At 35.3% G+C, this 20422-nt stretch carries 21 protein-coding genes and 1 tRNA gene; 5 read left to right on the top strand and 17 right to left on the bottom strand.

What is annotated here, in order from left to right; all coding sequences use genetic code 11:
* Nucleotides 1-31: 31 nt before the first annotated feature.
* Nucleotides 32-102 (top strand) — tRNA-Gln (locus tag JE46_RS12320).
* Between the two features lie 247 nt (nt 103-349).
* Here JE46_RS12320 and JE46_RS12315 read toward each other — a convergent pair.
* Complete coding sequence (locus JE46_RS12315) at nt 350-928, bottom strand: hypothetical protein (RefSeq protein ID WP_236010629.1); 579 nt, start codon at nt 926-928, stop codon at nt 350-352.
* 250 nt (nt 929-1178) lie between these two features.
* Here JE46_RS12315 and JE46_RS12310 point away from each other — a divergent pair, with 250 nt between their 5' ends.
* Complete coding sequence (locus tag JE46_RS12310; protein ID WP_236010628.1) at nt 1179-1976, top strand: winged helix-turn-helix domain-containing protein; 798 nt, start codon at nt 1179-1181, stop codon at nt 1974-1976.
* 112 nt (nt 1977-2088) lie between these two features.
* On the opposite strand, the gene JE46_RS12305 is transcribed toward JE46_RS12310, so the two are convergent.
* Nucleotides 2089-3282, bottom strand: coding sequence for a hypothetical protein (locus tag JE46_RS12305; RefSeq protein WP_157505915.1), 1194 nt, complete (start codon nt 3280-3282; stop codon nt 2089-2091).
* Nucleotides 3283-3627: 345 nt separating this feature from the next.
* Here JE46_RS12305 and JE46_RS12300 point away from each other — a divergent pair, with 345 nt between their 5' ends.
* Nucleotides 3628-4827, top strand: a complete 1200-nt coding sequence (locus JE46_RS12300) for an outer membrane protein assembly factor BamB family protein (protein ID WP_031455589.1) — start codon at nt 3628-3630, stop codon at nt 4825-4827.
* Between the two features lie 483 nt (nt 4828-5310).
* On the top strand, nt 5311-5598 hold the full coding sequence (locus tag JE46_RS12295) for a hypothetical protein (protein WP_051872877.1): 288 nt from the start codon (nt 5311-5313) through the stop codon (nt 5596-5598).
* A gap of 97 nt (nt 5599-5695) precedes the next feature.
* On the opposite strand, the gene JE46_RS12290 is transcribed toward JE46_RS12295, so the two are convergent.
* From JE46_RS12290 to JE46_RS12245, 10 genes are all read right to left on the bottom strand, one after another.
* Nucleotides 5696-6064 (bottom strand): hypothetical protein, encoded by a 369-nt coding sequence (locus tag JE46_RS12290; RefSeq protein ID WP_031455587.1) that lies wholly within the window; start codon nt 6062-6064, stop codon nt 5696-5698.
* Between the two features lie 112 nt (nt 6065-6176).
* Nucleotides 6177-6560, bottom strand: a complete 384-nt coding sequence (locus JE46_RS12285; RefSeq protein ID WP_051872876.1) for a hypothetical protein — start codon at nt 6558-6560, stop codon at nt 6177-6179.
* A gap of 14 nt (nt 6561-6574) precedes the next feature.
* Entirely contained in the window at nt 6575-7231 is a 657-nt protein-coding gene (locus tag JE46_RS12280) for a hypothetical protein (protein ID WP_031455585.1), read from the bottom strand.
* A gap of 33 nt (nt 7232-7264) precedes the next feature.
* Nucleotides 7265-8014, bottom strand: a complete 750-nt coding sequence (locus JE46_RS12275; RefSeq protein WP_083480885.1) for a hypothetical protein — start codon at nt 8012-8014, stop codon at nt 7265-7267.
* A 55-nt stretch (nt 8015-8069) separates the two neighbouring features.
* Entirely contained in the window at nt 8070-8378 is a 309-nt protein-coding gene (locus JE46_RS12270) for a hypothetical protein (protein ID WP_031455583.1), read from the bottom strand.
* Nucleotides 8379-8633: 255 nt separating this feature from the next.
* On the bottom strand, nt 8634-9917 hold the full coding sequence (locus JE46_RS12265) for a bile acid:sodium symporter family protein (RefSeq protein ID WP_031455582.1): 1284 nt from the start codon (nt 9915-9917) through the stop codon (nt 8634-8636).
* A 148-nt stretch (nt 9918-10065) separates the two neighbouring features.
* Complete coding sequence (locus JE46_RS12260; RefSeq protein WP_031455581.1) at nt 10066-10728, bottom strand: aspartate/glutamate racemase family protein; 663 nt, start codon at nt 10726-10728, stop codon at nt 10066-10068.
* Nucleotides 10725-12104, bottom strand: a complete 1380-nt coding sequence (locus JE46_RS12255) for a four-carbon acid sugar kinase family protein (RefSeq protein WP_031455580.1) — start codon at nt 12102-12104, stop codon at nt 10725-10727. Before JE46_RS12255 ends, JE46_RS12260 begins: the two co-directional genes overlap by 4 nt.
* Nucleotides 12104-13345 (bottom strand): ribulose-bisphosphate carboxylase large subunit family protein, encoded by a 1242-nt coding sequence (locus tag JE46_RS12250; protein ID WP_031455579.1) that lies wholly within the window; start codon nt 13343-13345, stop codon nt 12104-12106. The genes JE46_RS12255 and JE46_RS12250 overlap by 1 nt, the downstream gene beginning before the upstream one ends.
* A gap of 131 nt (nt 13346-13476) precedes the next feature.
* Nucleotides 13477-13839 (bottom strand): DUF2200 domain-containing protein, encoded by a 363-nt coding sequence (locus JE46_RS12245; RefSeq protein WP_031455578.1) that lies wholly within the window; start codon nt 13837-13839, stop codon nt 13477-13479.
* Between the two features lie 225 nt (nt 13840-14064).
* Between JE46_RS12245 and JE46_RS12240 the strand changes: the two genes are divergently transcribed.
* The gene (locus JE46_RS12240) at nt 14065-15321 is read left to right on the top strand and encodes an MFS transporter (RefSeq protein WP_031455577.1); all 1257 of its coding nucleotides are present in this window, start codon (nt 14065-14067) and stop codon (nt 15319-15321) included.
* Nucleotides 15322-15357: 36 nt separating this feature from the next.
* Here JE46_RS12240 and JE46_RS12235 read toward each other — a convergent pair whose 3' ends face one another.
* From JE46_RS12235 to JE46_RS12215, 5 genes are all read right to left on the bottom strand, one after another.
* A complete protein-coding gene (locus JE46_RS12235; protein ID WP_031455576.1) occupies nt 15358-16734 on the bottom strand; it encodes a hypothetical protein in 1377 nt (458 codons plus the stop codon).
* Between the two features lie 47 nt (nt 16735-16781).
* Nucleotides 16782-17135, bottom strand: coding sequence for a hypothetical protein (locus JE46_RS12230; protein ID WP_051872875.1), 354 nt, complete (start codon nt 17133-17135; stop codon nt 16782-16784).
* A gap of 258 nt (nt 17136-17393) precedes the next feature.
* On the bottom strand, nt 17394-17711 hold the full coding sequence (locus tag JE46_RS12225; RefSeq protein WP_031455574.1) for a type II toxin-antitoxin system RelE/ParE family toxin: 318 nt from the start codon (nt 17709-17711) through the stop codon (nt 17394-17396).
* A complete protein-coding gene (locus JE46_RS12220) occupies nt 17711-17932 on the bottom strand; it encodes a hypothetical protein (protein WP_031455573.1) in 222 nt (73 codons plus the stop codon). Before JE46_RS12220 ends, JE46_RS12225 begins: the two co-directional genes overlap by 1 nt.
* Before the next feature lie 46 nt (nt 17933-17978).
* A complete protein-coding gene (locus tag JE46_RS12215; RefSeq protein WP_031455572.1) occupies nt 17979-20414 on the bottom strand; it encodes a sugar-binding domain-containing protein in 2436 nt (811 codons plus the stop codon).
* Nucleotides 20415-20422: the final 8 nt, after the last annotated feature.

The following is a 20422-nucleotide window of genomic DNA, read 5'->3' as shown; positions in this document are numbered from 1 at the left end:
TAAATTTGCACTCGCTTAACCGCTCTATTATTGGTCTATGGTGTAATGGTAACACAACTGTTTTTGGTGCAGTCTTTCAAGGTTCGAGTCCTTGTAGACCAACATAAAAAGCCTCTCAACTGAGAGGCTTTTTTTTATACCAATTTTTCCCTCTATAAAAGACAGAAGAAGTTTGAAATCAATGCTAAAACGAATCAATGCATTTTTTTAAGCATAAATAGAATGATGTCATTATATAACACGTATTCAGTATTCAGATTTTTTTGCGGTGATCTTAATATGAAATTCAATAGAATCCGATATAGTCTGATCAGCTAAAAGACACATATGAATGCATTTCATAATTTACTCAGCAACCGCCTTTGCGAGGTGCACGTTTATAAACTATTTTACCATCTAATTCTATATAGTCACCCGATACTATTGGATACGAATACTTGGGCGCATGCGATACCGCATGGCTTTTTATAATTATTTTGTCGTTAACTTTCAGTTTATGCAATTGCTGAAATTCATTGTTAAAGTTTAAAAAACTCTTATCAGACTTTTCCGGTCCAAAACTAAGTATATAATCATCCCCATTAATCCTGACCATCATTCCGAAACCTAATCTTGAACCTGGTGGGAGAGAAAGAGACGTTACAACTCCATTCATATTGGTATAATTCCTGACAGCCTTCCTTATTTTAGCTTCACCGGCATATACTTTTTTACCTGCGGGAGACGCTTCCCATTTTTTGTACATTATACCATCAGGGGTAGCCTCCCATTTTTTTAATGCCGTTTTTCTTTCAGCAGCAGAGAGGGGATTTGGAATTGATTTTTTAGAAGTCTCATTTTTAATTTCACGATTAGCATCCGATCGATTGGTGAACGAAGCGAAGCTAAATACCAGTCCGCTTACCACAATCAGTGGTAAGATCAGCACATAAATGATTTTTTTCATGTTTTTTTGTAGATTTAATTAATAATATAGTTTTGTCTCTTGAAGTTTATGCAGCAAAATTACTTTGATATTTTTTCGCTTGAGAGATTAAAATTGTAAATAAAAATGTAAACTTTGTAAATAAAAACTTGACACAATGCAACTTAGTAGAAATCTAATCTCAGGAAAACGCAAATACGTGTTCGGGTCACTATTACTTTCGTTTATCTGTATAATCTGTGCCGCTTTCAGTATGGAAGATCGTGAAGACTTTGACTTTGCCAAAAGAGAAGTTTTACTCCGCAAGATTGGACATGAACTACTTTTAGAGTCGGGCGACAGTACATCAAGGGTGCTACCGGTAAAAAAGATCGCCGAAAATGAATACCGGATCAGGTTTGAGAACGATCTTACTTTTCAACCAGCCTCACTAGTGAATATAACCCAGCGTTTATTGGCAAAAGACCCGCTCGCAAGTGATTATGTCGTTAACATCCTGAACTGCGACAACTCCAGTATAGCTTATGGGTATGCCATCTCCAAAAATAAAAAAGATGATATTGTAGCTTGTATAGGAAGAAAGCAACCCAAAGCATGTTACATGATGAATATTAAATTTAAACCAAGGGGAATAAATACTGCAAAAAACGGATATCTTCTGGGCAGTCTGACATTTTTAGTATTTACCGGGTTTATTTTTTTGAGATCTGTTAAGCCTCGAAAAGTTTTGCCCGAGAGTCAATATACTAATATGTACACTTTAGGGTCGGTGCTGTTCGACGCGAAGAATCGGAAGCTCATTATAAATGAAAAAACAACAGACCTGACCGGAACGGAAACCCGTGTATTGCTCATTTTTGCATTGTCGCCCAACTCGACCATAGAGAGAAGCCGCCTGCAAAAAGAGATATGGGAAGATGAAGGTGTTGTTGTGGGCCGTAGTTTGGATATGTTTATATCTAAGCTTAGAAAAAAACTAGAATCAGATCCAAATATCAACATTGTTGTTATACGCAGCAAAGGATATAAGCTTGAAATTAGCAATCAATAAATGCCACATACTACGCTGAATTATTAAATCTGAAATCATTAACATTTACAAATGGTTTACGGCTCGGATTACAAAAGATCATTCGAACGCATCCTTTCTAATAAACAAATAATTAGTTCTTATAACGTTTTAAATTTACAGCGTTAAAAGAATACGAAATCATTAAGTAACTCCAAATAGAAAGCCTGTTCTCATCCTGTATTTTCGGCAAATATTTCATAGTATCAGTTGATTTATAAAAAGAAAATGCATAATTTATTTCAAGCTCTTTAACTGGTATATATTTCAAAGAAAAATCATTTTCAAATCCAAGAAACTTTGTCATTTCCTGACCTAAATTATTTTGAAGAGGATATTGAGTATAAAAAAGATGCAAATCAGAACGAAGCGACAGCTTAGGACTTAACGAAATTGTAGTAAACAGATAAGGATTTATCAAACCTTTTCCATTAACATCATTTGGGAATCGAGTAAACACATTCATATTTCCATTGAATTTCCATGTTACACCATATAAAACATCAAAGTCTCCAGAGTTATCACTGGATAATTCAGGATTGCTTCCGCTAATTATTTCAGCACCTAAACGCCAGGTAGATTTTTGTAAAGACAATTTGATCTCAGGCTGAAAATAGTAAGCTTGCAAATCCTGACCTTTTGCATTACGTCCAAACTGAAAATATGAGTTTAAAGTATAGTACCATTGTTTCTTTCTAAATTCGATTCTGCCGCCTGTCGTTGCACGAGTATATAACTCCCCGGAATTTGTACTCTCTAAAAAATCTACAACATTTATAGAATTTAACGAAAATCGATTATTAGTATAACTGAAATTATTTAACAGCAGATACTTATATTTATTAGATGCAACGGGAGAATAAGTAGTTTCAAACTCAGTACTGTATTTTCGCGTAAATAAAAATAAAAAGTCGTTAGAGAAATTTTTAGAAGATTTCATTATTCGTAATCCTTCATGAGACCTTCCCTGTTGTGCCCAGGGAGCATCAGAGAATAATCTGCCATTATCTAATAAAATACTTTGCCTTCCCAGCCTCATATTTATTGATTTAAACTTAGTCTCAAAAAACAACTGATAAAAATTAACACTTCCCACCTTGGATGCATTACTGTTTTGATCCCAAAGATGAATTTCCTGCAGATCAGATTTGATAAGCCATTTTTCTCTTGCATATTGCATCGAAATCCTATTTCTCTGTGTAATATAAAAGTATGGATTCATAGATTCGTTGGGAGGAAGAATGTAATTTGAAGTATATTCAAATCTTGGTCTTATTTCTACATTCATCAGGAAATGTTGGGATAAACTATCTGTTTCTTGTGCCCTTAGCTGAATCGCTAATACGAGAAAAAAAAATACGCTATTTTTTTTTAATAAAGCTTTTATCATTATATTACTTTAACCCTATAGATTTAGTATACAAAAATAGTAATAGTAAATTTATATCCACTATTGTAATTTAGTTTATTAATCTTTATTTACATGTCATTTGTTAAAAAGACAGGATTTTCCCCAAGGTTATTTTCTTCTAAAAACGCTGTAATAATTTTTTATTACATTTGACATAGATATTGTTTTGTTTGGCAACTTTATTGCTGTAAAGAAATCAATTCATCAACCAAAACTTTAAAAATGAAAAAAACACTCATAATTCTTTTATTTGTATTTACAGTTATAAATGTATTTGGACAAGTGCCAACCGTGTCAGAACCTGGCAAAACGAATCCTTCTAATGAGGAAGTTGCACCAATTAATGATGTAGTCACAAACAAAATCATAAATCCGTTTGCAAAAGTTCCGTTATACGATAATGGAATCCTGATTTATGATTACGATGGCAATCTTTTTTCATTTGATTTAGATTCCGAACAAATTGTATGGACGGTAAAAGCAACTGATTCCTATACAGAAATGTGTGCAAATGCAGTAACGCTACATGACGGAGTTATATACGTTCCTTTTATTAATGGTGAAATTTTCGCAATTGACAACCAAAGTGGTGATGTTTTTTGGAAATCCAGAATAGGAAATAGCACTGATAAGATCATACTCAAAAATCAAACTCCAATCGTAAATAATGGAAAACTTTATGTAAATGCTCAGAACGGCAATATTTATGCTCTTGATATAAAAAATGGAGCTTTAGTATGGAATTATAAGTTTGACAGCTTAAATAACGATATTCCGGTTCTCGCTTTTGACAATAAAATTTTTACACCAAGTGGATCCAGTTTTTACAGTTTTGAAGCAAACACAGGTAAACCCCTCTCTCAAAGAAGCTTCGAAACTGCTATGAACGGAAAACCTGTAACAGATGGTGAAAACGTATTTATAGCAAATGAAAAAGATGTGCTTTTTGCTTTAGGCCCTAACAAATTAGATAATCTGTGGCAATTTAAATTAGACGAAAATCAATACAACATCAAGGAACGTATATTTTGTAAAGACAAAAAAATATATTTTGGAACACAAGGTTCAACAGTTTCTTCTGTATATTCTGTGGATTCAAAAACAGGTACCCAGATATGGAAAACTGATTTTACGGAAGATAATATCCAATACATTACTGAGCATGATGATACCCTTTGGGGCTATACCCGTAAAGGAAAACTTTTTCAGATAGACTTAGAGAATGGTAAAATATTATTCGAAGCAAAACTAACGACCTTACCTATTTCAAATCTTGAATTTCCGGATGATGTTTCCGTGTTTTATTATTGTGATGCCGGGTTAATTCAATTTGAATTTGAAACAAAAGACGAAAACATGATGTACATGAGAACCTCTATTAAGGACGACATCTATAGCGGATATTTAAAAATAATTCGATAGCAAAAAAAGAAGCTGCTTCAGTAATGAGCAGCTTCTTTTTCTTTTATACGTGGTTTTTTCAACACTCAACTACAAACCTTAATTTGAAGTAATTTTCATAATGGTCACCGCTATAACTGACACCAACACCAATAGCGAGTAATAACTGCTTCTTTTAGTTTTACTATCAATATTGTTTATTTTTGGTTAATTGATTCCATTTTTTCAGCAATTCAGATTAAAATAACGGTTTATGGCTACAGCCTCTCAGTAAACTTTTAAGTATTGATATACAAATCATCTAAAGTTATGAGTCAGCTTTTCTTGTGCGCTAATATAAAATTAATTTTACTACAAAAATTAATTACTTTTTTGATACATTCCCCGCATTATTTTATCTAAATATGCTTTAAATCGCCGAAAAACAATTGTAGTTCGGTTAGCGTTTTAATACTCTTCCTTCGTATTTCGAAATTTAGTGACGGCTTAAAATTCATTAAAACAATGCTTTCAAAAAAAGGACTTTCTGATTTTCCTGCCTATGGAATGTCAGGAGGTGAAGCGCTTACTCCTATTGTTATTTTAATTGATTTCAGAACCATAATTAAGGCGGCTATATACGCTTTCAATTGTTTAATGATCATTTTATGGCTCACAGTTCTGAAATATTCTCTATGGAAAACAGGTAGATGGGCTATAGAAGTACTTGGTCTGTATCTCTTTGAGCTCGAGTATGTTTTTTTTATGGGAGTAGGCAAAATTGCCGTTTCAAAAAACAATAATTGGGATTAATTCTGAAATTGATAAATGATTACTATTTAAAAAAATCTCATCCAAACATGTAATTAAAAACCTCCCAAATCAGTTGATTTTGGGAGGTTTTTAATTATTATATTTTATCTAGTGTGATTTTCATCTCTTTACTCTCTAATATGAGCTTGTCACTTGTAATAGTGCTTTCGCAAGGGTAAGGAGTTCCCGTTTCGTCTTTAATCACTAAACTTTTCCCTCCTTTACTTAAAACAAAAGTACCATCTGTTATTTCACTTTGAAGATAACCTGTTACATGTCCGTCTTCTGTAAAAGTTAAGGTTCCTTTAGTAAGAATTTCATTTTTTAAAGAATCCGAAAGCGGTAATTTTGCTTCCACATTGGTGATTTTCCATGAATTTACCAATTTGTTTCGTCCTTTATGACATGAAACCATTAATACTGCTAATAATACAATCACATAAATAAATAAGTTAGATTTTTTCATGATTTTAGATTATAGGTTAAACAGGAAACAAGTTACAAAAAAAAATAAACACAAAATACTTGTAGTCAATTATTTATAACAAACCAAACAACAAACAAAGCTATTTTCTATCTTAATACAATTTAAAAATATCTTCGTATTTGATATATTTTTTTCTGCTGATGGCGTATAACGGATTTCCATTTTGATCCGTAATTATCCCTATACTTTCGTCATCAGATTTCGGAAAACTGATTTTATAGCCTCTTCCATCTTCCAATTGAATTCCATAGGTAGAAACTGAATTTATAACTTCAACAGAATTTTGGGTATATTCAAATTTTTCTTTTTTTCCACTGCTGTTTGTTACCGTAAAATCTTTGGCATTGAAAAACAAATCAGACTTTACACCTTTAGAATCGGTTGCTTTCCATGAACCTCGATAGGTATCTGAACCACTGCATCCAACTAAAATTACTGCTAAAATTGCCAACAGGGCAATACTGATTTTTTTCATTTTTATTTATTTAATTATTTTATATTAACGGATGACTTATGCTCATTTAGGATTCTTCTAAAAGTAAAAAATAGCATCAGGATATACGCTATAATAGGCAGGTAATATTTTTTGCCTATTTCAATTGTTTTTTGCCATATTGCCCCCCAAACATCTTCTTCAAAATCAGAATCAAAACCACTAGAACCACAAGTAATAATTCGCAAAGGCTCTGCATTTTTGTCAAATTTTACAGGTTTTGGGGGCTTTGGATTTGTGAATAATATATCATTTTTATAACTAAAATAATTCCCTCCTTGTTCTATGTTTATAATATCCAAAACTCTAATATAAGTCCAGTATTGCGATTTTTGCCCAAAGTGAAATTTAATTCCACTAACCGAATCCTTTGATTTCACTAATACTTGGATGTTTTTTTGAGCTTCTTCTAATTTAATACTATCCGAAATAGTATTACCCGTTAAGGCAACAGTCGTAAATTTTTTAGTATTTAAAAAAGCCATATTATTTTTAAAGAATTCTGAATTTTCCTGTCCGTCCCAATTTTGAAAATTCATCGAATAGCTATTTCTAAATGGCTTACTATTTTTGATATGAATTAAGCATAAAACAGGAAGCAGTATGATACTGATTAATCCTGCTGAGTAATATATTCTCTTTAGTTTCTGCATTTTATGATTTAATTACAAAACAACTTATAGATTTTATGTACTTTCAAGCTCATCAAAATCTTTAATTTTTGATAACTGAACCAGTTTGTTAACTTTTATTTTTTCTGTTTTTTCTTCAAATACTTCATCGCCACCTTCTCCCTCCTGGTTGGTATTCGTTTTAGTTACTTTCTTCTTTGTTAAATAATTAATGCTGGTTTCGCTATCAATTCTTGGTCCGAAATTGTCGCTCGAATCATATCCAATCAATTCGAAATCATTGTTTTTTGATCTAAAAGTATAAGTCCAATATCCGTATCTTCCGTGACCATAGTGCACATAGAGTTTTCCTTTTTCTATACTAACGTCTAATTCAGGTGCAAAGTAAACACCGCCATCTTCATTTTCAGACGAGAAGCAATCATAATTCTTTACTGCCTGAATGTAATTGCCGTTTTCCTTAAAAAGCACAATTATTCCTCTTCTATTGCGATCTAATTCACCTCTATATTCATCTCTAATAATGTTTTCTTTATTGGTTCCTTTGATGATTATTACTCGATCTTCTACTCCATCTTTATTGAGATCTCCTTTAATTTCCTGAAAAATCTTGTAACCAACCGGAATAAAATCGGCTATTGTTTTTCGGGTTTCTAAATTTCGCCCTACTGCCTCTGATTTCTTTTCTTCTTTGATTGAAACCTGTTCTTTTTGAATAGGAGTTTGACTTTTATTAGAATTGTTACAACTTTGCAACAAAACAAAAAATGCTACTATAATTGAAACGGAATATTTTTTATTCATAGTTTTACTTTGAATGATCATCTACGTTTTAATGTTTCATTTTTCTACACCAATTTTATAAAAGATCAGCAGAAGAACCTACAAGACTTAAAATTTCAACTTTATGTGTGTCATCTAATCCACTTTTATCTCTTTCTTCCTGAAAAGATTTAAAAGAGGGAATATTGAGAATTTGTTTTTGTATTTCTTCATTTTTGTAAGTTGAAAAATGAAGAAAAGTTATTCCGTCCTCCTGTAAATAAACGTTGTAACTAAATTCAGATGGGTTCAATTTTTTGAAGTCGCTCAGAAATTTGTTAATATTTTGTTTGTTTGTTTCTACAAACTCAGATTTTACTGTATAGGTTACTTTCACCGTTATCATATATGCTTTATTTTGCGTCTCAATTTCTAACATTATTACTGCTAATATAACATTATTTTTAGTACAAATTTTAAACAAATCAACCAAAACCTGATTATGAAACTGCTTGTTGCATAAGGGATGGGAATGGCATCCTTTTGTTTCCTTCTTTAGGAAACAAAAGATATAATGTACAGCCCGGCCCTTGTGGTTATGCCCAAATCATAAAACTAAATCCTATAAAAAACTCCATCGTTAAAATGGAGTTGTTATTTTCTAATGTATATCAGTACTAGTTTCCTCTTCGGGATTGCCTATTTTTCGCCAGTAATTAGCCAGCAAAGAACCCGAAACATTCATCCACGGGCTGAATACCGCTGAGGCCAGACCGACTGTTGCCAGCTTACCCATCGCACCTGCCAATCCAGAAGCCATTCCGCCGTTTTGAAGGCCAACTTCGAAAGCGATGGTCTGACTGCTCTTTTTGTCGAGACCACTTAATCTGCTGAGCCAATAACCAAAGAAATAGCCTGCTCCGTTGTGCAATACTGAAGCCAGGAATAATAAGAAACCTATTTGAATTAAATTATCTCTTCCTGCTGCAGTGGTCACCAAAGTAAAATAAATGATTCCGAACATGGAGAAATAAGGCATAATCGCATCAATTTTCGGATAAGCTTTGTAAAGCCAATGGTACAATACACCCACGATAAATGCCCCACATGTGAAATTAATAATTTCCAGTACATGAGCTGCTGTACTGTCTTCGGGAACCGAAAAAGAACCTGCAAAGAAAACAACTACTCCCAACCAAATTACCGAAATGATTGTCAAAACATAAATTCTTTTTTTTGCTCTTTCTCCATAATTTTTTAAAATATCATGAACCATCGCTGCTGCCAAAGGAACAAGGACAATTTTAATAATTTCCATCATCATGTTGAAAAAATGCACCTCAACCAAAGTTCCGGCAAATATTTTCATCAAAAATGGTGTCATAATAGGTGCTGCCAAAGTAGACATAGCCGTTACGGTTACGGACAAAACCAAGTTTCCTTTGGCAATATAAGTCATTACATTCGAAGCCAATCCACTACTGCAAGAACCTATCAGGATAATTCCGGCGGCGATTTCGGGTTCGAAGTCAAATGTTTTGGCGATGATAAAACCCATAATCGGCATGATGGTAAAATGCCCGAGTAAGCCAATCAGAACGCCTTTGCCTGATTTTCGAATACCTGTAAAATCCTCGATGCTCATTTGCGTCCCCATTCCGAACATTACCATTTGGATGATAATCAGAATGAGCCATTTGTTGCGCATGTCGAAACTGCCTACGTGCAGGAAAAAGTCAGGATAGATTAGTCCGGCACATACGGCTGTAATAATCCAGAAGGTATATTGATAACCACTTAGTATTTTCACATGTCCTGCTCCAATGGCAATACTCGAAAATCCAAAGATTAATCCTAATTTCCAGATGATTTCCGTTTGCTGTAACCAGCCTAAACCGGCTGCAATAAAAAATATCGGGGCAACCCAAAGAAAATATTTACGCATACAAATGAGTATTAAAACATGTTATTTATTTAAATCTTTTATTTTAAACCATATAAGTTATATAAGTCAATGTAAGTTGTTGCTTTTATACGTTTGGCTTAAATGAACTTATATAACTTATATGGTGAAAATTAATCTGTTATTGTTTTTAAAAATATAGCTCTGCCAGTTTTTTCATGGCAATGGCCGGACTTGCCAAAATTGGAACCAGTTTTTCTTCGGCACTTAAACCGTCAACTACTCGCGCCATTGAGGCCTGTGCCAGCACAATTACATCTACTTGTTTCATTAATTCTTTCAGGGCTTTGGCTACCATTTCGTCATGTTTGGCTGCATCTCCGCTCATTAAAGCTTCAAAAGCGCCTTCGCATAATTTAGAAGTAATCGTTGCATTTTTACCTGCCAGTTCGGCTCTTCTTCGCACCAGATCGCTCGTTGGTTCAAGAGTCGTTGGTAAAGTAGCAATCACACCAATTTTATTGCTGATCTGTACTGCTTCATCCGCCATTGCCTGATCTACACGAATTACCGGAACGTTACTCAATGTCGCAGCGGTTTCAATCGCTACACCAATAGACGAGCAGGTTACCAGAATTACATCAGCACCTGCGGATTCAGCAAGCTTAACGTGGCTCACCACTCTGGCAGCTGTGTTGGGCATTAATTTTCCTTTTTTGATTACATCTTTTATCAGACTATCATCAACTATATTGAAGGTTTCTGCTCCGTTTAAAAATTCATTGCTTAACTGCTGAAACAACGGAACCAATGTTGCCGATGTGTGTACAAAACCTAACGTTTTTGCGCTCATAATTTTTCTCCTTTTAATACTTTTATAAAATAATCGGCGGTACCTACCTGGCCGCCTTTAAAATTCATTTCTATTCCATTTACCCATTCCTTGTCCGAAACTGCCTTACAAAGCGGTGCTCCGGGTGCTATTGGTGCAATCATTTCGAGGGCTAAAATATCGAGTTCGGAAGCGGCGTAACTCGATGTGTCACCGCCTGCAAAAAGGATTCTTTTTAACGGAATTGCTTTTAGTACTTCATTGGTTATTTGTCCTAAAACGCTTCCGTAAATGGTACTGCACTGTTTTTGAATGTCATTTACAGGTATTCCTTTTGATGTAAAATACGCCTCAGTTTCGGCTATCCTCGGATCGTTCGAACCAGTACTGGTATGCAAAATCGTGCTTTTTCCCTGATTGAAATTCTCAATAATCTGAGCTACTGTATTTTTTATAATCTCTGCCTGATTCTGAATATCGACTGCTTTGCTTTCTAATGCAATTTCCAAAAATCCATTTTTGAGGGCGTATTCAATTTGGCTGGATGTTACCGGAGAACAGCTTCCCGATAAAACGAGTATGGGCGAAACTTCTCCTGCCGATTCAAATGCTGTTTCGTTTCCTATGACTTTTTTGCCTTTCCAGTCTAACCCCAACGCCATTTCGATTCCGGATGAACCTACTGAAAACAATGTTTTTTCTGCTGCCAATTGGTTAAAAACACTTCCTATTGTTTTCAAATGTTCTAAATTGAATCCATCGAAAAACAAAATCTCTGCTTTGTTATTTTCTAACGCTTCGAGGACTTCTGATATGCCTTTTTCGATTGTCGTTAGATTAACAAGATTGATCGATTTCTCCGTTTGTTTTGCCAAGTGCAAACTCAAATCACCTTCTAAAGCGGGTGTAACGGGATGTTTGCTCATGGATGGATGACGGTCGATTCTATAAATTTCTCCGTTTCCAATTGTTCCCATTCGGGCAAAAAGATTTCCGAATACGCAAAACCTTCCCAAATGTGGTGCTGATGGCGAAACCAAAACGGTCTTTTGATTAAAAACTTCACTTCCGATTTCGATTGCCTTTCCGATATTGCCAACGTGTGGTGCGGAATCAAAAGTGGAACAGACTTTATAATGAAAATGATTTGGGGCAAAACTTTTCAGATTTTCAAAGGCATTACAAAGTTCTGTTTCCATTTCTGAAGGCGACATCGATCTGCTTTTTCCTGCCAGACCAATGGCCTGAATTCCCGGAAAGCGATCTAAGTCTTTTTGTTCGGGTTTTCGAAGAAAGAGAACGGTTTTCACTCCGGCCAGGGTTAGGAATTCCAAAGCATCCGTAGAGCCCGTGAAATCATCTCCGTAATAAGCCAATAGCAATTTATCTTTCTTCATTATTTCGAAAATTTCTTTACCGATTCAGCAAATTCAGGATATTTCAAAGCAGTTTCTTCCACAGACAAACCGTCAACGGCTCCTGTCCAGGCTTGCTGTAATGCGTTTACTCCGGCTTTTGGTCCCATTGGATGTGCCAAAATTCCGCCACCTGCCATATACAGCAAATCGGTGGTTTGGGTTCTTCGGTAAGTTTCTACGGCTTGCCCGCCCCATTGTCCGGAAGAGACTACCGGCAATATTTCGTATCCTCCTAAAAAGGGTTTCAAACAGGATTTTATCGAAGTGACCACCGAATCATCCGATTCCCAAAATTTATTCTGGATTCCGTTGACGTGGAGCTGATCGACTCCTGCCAGACGCTGAATTTTTTGATAGGCCGGAAATTCAATTCCCAACAACGGATGTCGGTTCAGCATTCCCCAGCCGTTTCTGTGACCGTGAATTACTAGTTCGCCCTGATCGCAGATTTTCTTTGTTCCTGAAAGCCCGACACTGTTGATACTGATCATCGCACAGCTTCCTTCTTCCTTTTTAATCAAATCGTATTTTCGCTGCATTTCGTCAATTTCATCACTGATATTGAAGGCATACATTACTTTTTTACCTGTTTTTTGTTCGTTATCACGAATGACTTTCATAATCGCTTTTACACGATCATCAAAAAACGAATTAGCAGCTGACCCCATCAATTCATCGTCTTTGATAAAATCGATTCCGGCATCAATCAGGGATTTTACCAAAGTAGCAGTTTCCTCCACACTCATTCCGATGCTTGGTTTGATAATCGTCCCAATCATGGGCCTGTCGGTTACGCCACAGGATAATTTGGACCCTTTGATTCCGAATTTTGGTCCTTTAAAATGAGTTGTGAAAGAATCAGGCACTTCAAAATCCATTAGTTTTAAACCTGTAAATTGTGTGATTTCGTATAGATTTCCCTGTAAAGTACTAATCAGAACCGGCAGATTATAACCGAAATTCTCTATTGACCAGCTTACTTTTACTCTTGCTTTCTGGTATTTTTTCCCCGGAATACTTCCTCCCGGAATGGATGGCTCATCTGCCAAATCCAATAATTGAATATCCTCTACCCTTGCGGCAAAACGTTTTTTCAATTCTTCGGTTTCGCCCGGAACAGACACAAAGGTTCCTGATGACTGTTCACCCGCCAAAACTGCCGCTGCCTGTTCTACCTCATAAGGGGTTTCGATAAGATACTCCGCAAAAACTCTTTCCATTGTACTTCATTTTTTTAAGAAATCCTAAATAAATGAATTTGCAGAGAGAAAGTGTCCTGCTGTGTGCTGTATGAGAAGAGTTATTTTAACAAAACAGCAATTAAATTTCTTTACTTTTATGACAAAACCTATTAAACCCGTAAAATATTTTCCATTTTTTTACCTTTTGCAAGTTCATCTACCAATTTATCTAAGTAACGTACCTGACGCATCAACGGATTCTCGATTTCCTCAATACGGTACCCGCAAATTACGCCTATAATGAGCGAAGCATTAGGATTGAGACTGGCTCTTTCAAAAAAGTCTTTAAAGGTTGACTTTTCATCAATCAGCACTTGTAATTTCTTTTCGTCATATCCCGTTAGCCATTCGATTACCTGATGCAATTCGGCTAGGGTTCTGCCTTTTTTCTCCACTTTAGTTACATAATGTGGATAAACCGACGCAAATGTCATTTGGGCTACGCGTTCATTTTGTTTCTCGTTAGGTGTCATAGCTTTTTGAATTACGAATTAATCTGATTACCAATACGAATATAACAGTTTCCATGTGAATATTTATTCTGACAGCATTGACTTTTTGTCTTTTCAACAAAGCTAAAGATGCTGCTACATCTTAAGTTTAATTGATACAGCAAACATTACAAACAAGTCAATGGAAAACAATTCTTTGCTGTGGGTTTGAATTCGTATATTCGCCCATTATTTTGAAAAAGAAGAATGATTGCAAAATTGAATGAAAAAAAATCCTATCCATGGATTGTTGTTGGCTTGTTGTGGTTTGTAGCGTTATTGAATTATTTAGACCGACAAATGCTTTCCACTATGAAGTCAGCGATGATGGATGACATTCCTGAATTGGCTAAAGCTGAAAATTTCGGTCTCTTAATGGCTATTTTCCTTTGGATATATGCGCTCATGAGCCCTGTTTCCGGAATTATAGCGGATCGGTTTAACCGAAAAAGAATCATCATAGGAAGTCTTTTTATCTGGTCTGGGGTTACTATGGCGATGGGTTATGCCACAACTTTCAATCAGATTTATATTTTGCGTGGCATTATGGGTTTTAGTGAAGCTTTTTATATTCCGGCTGCATTATCCTTAATTGCAGATTACCATCAGGAAAAAACACGCTCTTTTGCTATTGCAATTCATACCACAGGAATTTATCTAGGACAGGCACTGGGCGGTTTTGGAGCCACTGTTTCTAAGCATTTTTCCTGGCATTTCAGCTTTCATTCCGTAGGTTTACTCGGTGTGCTTTACAGTGTAATACTGATCTTTTTTTTACAGGAAAAGAAAACTTACATTTTTGATCCTACAAAAAAGTCATCTATCCGCTATGAATTCAGACAAATGTTCAAGGGATTGGGAATATTATTTGGTAATATTTCCTTTTGGGTTTTACTCTTTTATTTCGCTTCACCAAGTTTACCGGGCTGGGCGGCCAAAAACTGGTTACCCACCTTATTTACTGAAACGTTACATTTAGACATGGCTCTTGCGGGACCAATTGCAACGGTAACCATTTCGATGTCTTCCTTTTTTGGTGTTTTAATTGGTGGTGCCATTTCAGACCGATGGGTGATGAAACATCTTAAAGGAAGAATTTACACCAGCGCTATCGGATTGTTCCTTACCATTCCGGCCTTGTTTTTATTTGGCTACTGCTGTGACACAGCAGCTATTGTTTTTGGCGCTATCCTTTTTGGACTAGGATTTGGAATATACGATACCAACAATATGCCTATTCTTTGCCAGTTTGTTGCACCTCGCTACCGTGCTACCGGATATGGAATTATGAATTTCGTAGGCATTTCGGCAGGAGCTGTTATCACCGAGTTTTTAGGAAAAGCCGCTGATAACGGAGGAATGAGACACGTTTTTGTACTGCTGTTATTTGTAGTTGTGAGTGCCATCGTTTTACAACTGGTGAGCCTGCATCCAAAAACTATTGATATGACTGAGGGGAATTAGGTTTGAGATTAGAAAATGCCATTGATTTATTATTTCTTAATCGCCACCACAACCACCACAGGAACTTCCGCATGAACTGCCACACGAGCTTCCGCAAGACGAACTACATGATCCGGAGCTATTGGAATTATTACTGGAAAAAGTATTTGAATTATAATTTGTTAAGGGAATAAAGGAACTTGCCAGAACCATATTTCCGTACAAGAAATAATTCCATTCCCAATTTTTGCTATTTTCTTTATTCTTTCGTACTTCTTCTTTGAAAGACAAGGGTATAATCTTAGTAAACAATAAATTGATTACCCTGTCCAAATAATAAAAAGAAGCAAAAACTAAGGCAACAATTGCAATCAGTAAAAATACTATTGGTTTATCTCTGTATATTCCTGTTATCAATCTGCTGAAAACAATGCTTAACAAGAACCCTAAAACAATCATCGACAGAATTATTATAAAAATAAACTGCTTGGAGTCCATAATTATTTCCCTGATTCTGGAAGTCCCTTTTTTCAGTTGCTCGAAAATTGGTTTTTGCATTGCTGATGTACACAAAAACCTGTACGTCATTGGATCAAATTCTTTCATGATTTCGATAACACAATTTTCGTATGGATTATCAACTAAATTTTCATCTATCAACTGGAGTCTCCTGTTCGTTAAGATTTTGATTTTTTTATTCTCTATTAAATTGTTTACAACCCCATGCACTACAGCTTCCAGTTTATTCTCTTTTAAAAAAACCAGTTCTAAAGGTGTGAGGTTTGCTAAAATTGAATTTGATTTAATTTTCTCATATAGTGAAATAAAACTTTTGCTGACGTAGAACTCCAAAAATAAAATTGCTGCACCAAATGCCAAAATATAAAACAGCAGAAAATTGGGATTTGGGATTTTAATTAAAACAGGAAAAATGATCAAACAAACCGGAACAGAAAGAAATATTGAGTACCACAGAAACATTTTTCTCAGGTTCAAAATTTCAAATTTACTTTCATCAAGATATAAAGAATCTAATTCATTTTTATAATGCCAGATTTCCTGAGGCTGAGCTCCAAAAACACTTTCATATAATGCAGAAGTTCTTTCTTTTGCTTTTTGAAATTTTTCGAATTCTAATCTATTATGAGTCGAGGGAATATGTTCAATTCTTTTACCCAGAAGATTACAAAGATCAGAATACGAATTCGTAAAAATTAGATGTTGATGCCAAACTATGTCTACTGTTTCTGAAGGCGAAACCATTTCATTATTTGTTGCAGCCAGAAACATGAACTTTTTATATTCAAGCAGTGCATTTTGTGTAAAATACAATGTCCAATGATTTTCAAGTGATAATCGTGTCGAAAATCCGTATTCATCATTAGGATCATCAAAATTAAATTTCAGGACTTCTTCCCAAAGTGTTTTATTCATAAAAAAACATTTTATATTTCTTTAGTCAATATATAGAATTATTTTTTTCAGTGATCAATTCTTGTGTTAACAAATACGGAATCGGAAGTGAAATTTACAATAAATGTTTTGGTTTCTACGGGATCAATATCAGTTCCGAAATCTACATAAATTTCATATTGAAGCTGAATCGAATCTTCGGAACGTTCATTATAATTTCCCCCAAGTAACTTCTCTACTTCTTTATATTTTATTCCTGGTTTTAAATAATTTTCTTTTAAATCCTGAATCATAAACTCACGATGATTATAGTCGATATCATTTCGGGTTTTCCATTTGTTTTGTTCGAATTTTACTTGTTTTTGTTCGCAGGAAATGAAAAGGATTGAAATAATAAAAATTATGGTATACAGTTTTTTCATTGAGTAATAACTTTGCTTACGAATATAACACAAATTATATTACAATCGAAAAACTCAAAAAACCAAAAAATACCTTATGAAACCGCTTCCCGCATAAGGGATGGAAATGGCATCCTTTTCTTTTCCTTCTTTAGGAAAAGAAAAGATATAATGGACAGCCCGACCCTTGTGGTTATGCCCAAAAATAAAAATTACACCCAAAATATTTTCAATAAAAAAGGCTGCCCTTTAAGACAACCTTAGAATTATTTTGGATATTTATTTTGTTCTTTTAATTTTTGCCGGATTCTGCCTGGTATCAAAAACATCGGCAATCATTATTTGTTTTTGTTTGGAATCGATGGTGTAAATGATTTTATAATTCTCGCAGATTAAGTATCGATATTCATTTTCTCTGTCAAGCAATAATTCTTCTACTTGGGTAATCTCAGGATGCGAAAGGATTTTATTTGGTTCCAGAATGATTTTCTCAATTACATTTTTTGCGACTTGTAAACTTGCATTTTCAATATAATACTCAAAAATTTTGTCTAATTCAGTTTCTGCAAAATCCGACCAGATTATTTTAAAAGCCATTATTTATACTTTGATAAAAGCTCTTCACTGGTCTTGAATTTACCATTCTTAAAGTCATTTTCTGACTGGTCGATTCGTGAATTTAATTCAGCAACAGACATAGGTTTTGTATTTTTTTGCATCTTACTTTTTAGCAAATTTTCGAACTGAGAAACTAATTCTTCGCTTTGAAGTTTTAGGAACTCCTGTACAAATTCAATTTTTCTAGTTTGCAAATCCATGGCATCATATTTTATTCAAAAATACAAAATTATTTTCCTGAAACACTTAATCTACTTTTATTTCTATCGCTGAGCCAGTAATTCCATTTCCTGTAGAAGCTTTTAACTGAATCTTTTCTTTCTTTCCGTTCGACTGAATGATGGCAATGCATTTACCATTAAACAATTTACAAGAATTCGCTTTAAAAGAATCCAGGTTCGCCTGATAGCCGTTATCAACACCCACTAATTTTCCTCCGCCTGTAACTTCAAAATTGATTAAATCATTAGCATTTGGCAGAAGATTTCCCTCTTTATCAACAATAGAAACGGTTACATAAACCAAATCGTAAGTATCATTTTTGATAGTTGATTTATTTACTTTCAAATCTATTTTGGAAGCTGCTCCGGCAGTATGAATTTCTTTTTCCAAAACTACTTTTCCATCTTTTCTGGAAACAGCTTTTATTGTTCCCGGTTCGTATTTTACACGCCAGGAAATATGCAGATCGTCATTTTGTTTGGCTTTTTTGCCCAATGATTTTCCGTTGAGGAACAATTCTACTTCATCGGCATTGTTGTAATACGCCCAAACATCGACTTCCTGTCCTGCTGTCCAGTTCCAATGCGGAAAAATATGTAAAACGGGTTTAGTCGTCCATTCACTTTGGTACATATAATAGACATCTTTTGGAAATCCCGCCAAATCGATGATTCCGAAATACGAACTTCTTGCGGGATACGGATACGGATCGGGTTCGCCCAGATAATCGAAGCCTGTCCAGATGAAAGTTCCCGCCATAAAATCCTGTTTTTTGATGGTTTTCCAATTGGTTTCGTGCGTGGTTCCCCAATAGGACTGCACCTGATCGAAAGCCGAAACGGTCCAGTCGGCATTGCCGTCAAAAGGAGCGCCGTGTTTCGGAGGCCAGGCCTTAATTCCATCCGAAGGAAAATCGTAATGTCCACGGGTTTCGAGAGCCGAAACGCTTTCGGAAGCCAATATTTTTTGCCCTTTGAAACGAACCGGAAAGTCTTTGTAATCTTCGTGTTTGTAATTGAATCCCAACAAATCCAAAGCTCCCGACTGGTAAATGAAATTTTTCTCGATAACATTCTCTGTCAAAGCACTCGTAACGGGACGTGTCATGTCGAGCGATTTTACGATTTGAGCCAGTTCTCTGGTAATCGCAATTCCGGTGCTGTCAAATTGTTCACGGATTTCGTTTCCGATGCTCCACATTATTACCGACGGATGATTTCGGTCTCTTTTGATGAAATCTTCCAAATCCTGTTTGTGCCACGCATCCCAGTCTTTATGGTAATCGTTGGTTACTTTTTTCTTTTTCCAGACATCGGTAAACTCATCCTGAACAATAAATCCCATTTCATCACACAACTGCATCATCTCCAAAGAATGCGGATTATGTGCCATTCGAATGGCATTAGCTCCCATTTCTTTCATGATTTTCAGTTTTCTTTTGACAGCGTGAATGTTCTCCACCGCTCCCAAAGCACCGTTGTCGTGGTGCAGGCAAACACCTAATATTTTGGTTGGTTTTCCATTTAATGAAAAGCCTTTTTCGGCATCGAAACTGAAGAATCTAAACCCTAATGGTGTTTCGTAATTATCGACTGCTTTTGAATTTTCGTAAATCGTAGTGACAATTTTGTACAGATTCGGATGTTCGGTATCCCACAACTTTGGCTGATTTACGTTTAAATTGTGAATCTTTTTTGCGTTGGTATTCGCACCGATTTTTTCTGTTGTTTTGGCATTCGCAACTTCCTTATTATTCGCATCCAAAATAGAAGTCACCAATTGGAATTCTTTTTCTGAATTTGTTTTATTTTCGATAGTCACCTCCAAATGTACCGATGCTTTTTCTGCCGAAACTTCCGGGGTTGTTACATACGTTCCCCATTTTGCTACGTGCAGTTTTTCGCTCGCCACCAATCGTACATTTCTGTAAATTCCGGAACCGGTGTACCATCTGGAATTGGGCTGTGCATCGTTATCGACTTTTACGGCTATTACGTTTTCCTTTCCAAAATTTAAATATTGTGACAATTCATAGGTGAATGAAATGTATCCGTTCGGGCGCATTCCTAACGAATGTCCGTTGATGAAGACTTCGCTGTTTTTGAAAACGCCGGCAAATTCTATCGAAACGTTTTTGGTTGCCCAATCTTCCGGAAGTGTAAATGTTTTGCGGTACCAGCCTTTTCCTGCCGGCAAAAATGCCTGTGCCTGTTTGGTTGGATTGTCTTTATTAAATGCTCCTTCGATGCTCCAGTCGTGTGGCAATTGCAAAGTTCTCCAATCGGCAGTATTGAAATCGGATTGGATTGCGGTTGGATGATCACCTAATTTGAAATTCCAGTTTTGATTGAAGTCTTCAACGATTCGGACATTTTTACTTTTTGAAGCACAGGCAACTAAAAGCGATAATGCCAATACGATTGTTGTTTTTTGTAAAACGTTTTGATATTTTTTTACCATTATAAATA

Source organism: Flavobacterium chungangense LMG 26729 (assembly GCF_000735715.2).
Taxonomy (GTDB): Bacteria; Bacteroidota; Bacteroidia; order Flavobacteriales; family Flavobacteriaceae; genus Flavobacterium; species Flavobacterium chungangense.
This window is presented reverse-complemented; position numbering and strand designations above follow the sequence as displayed.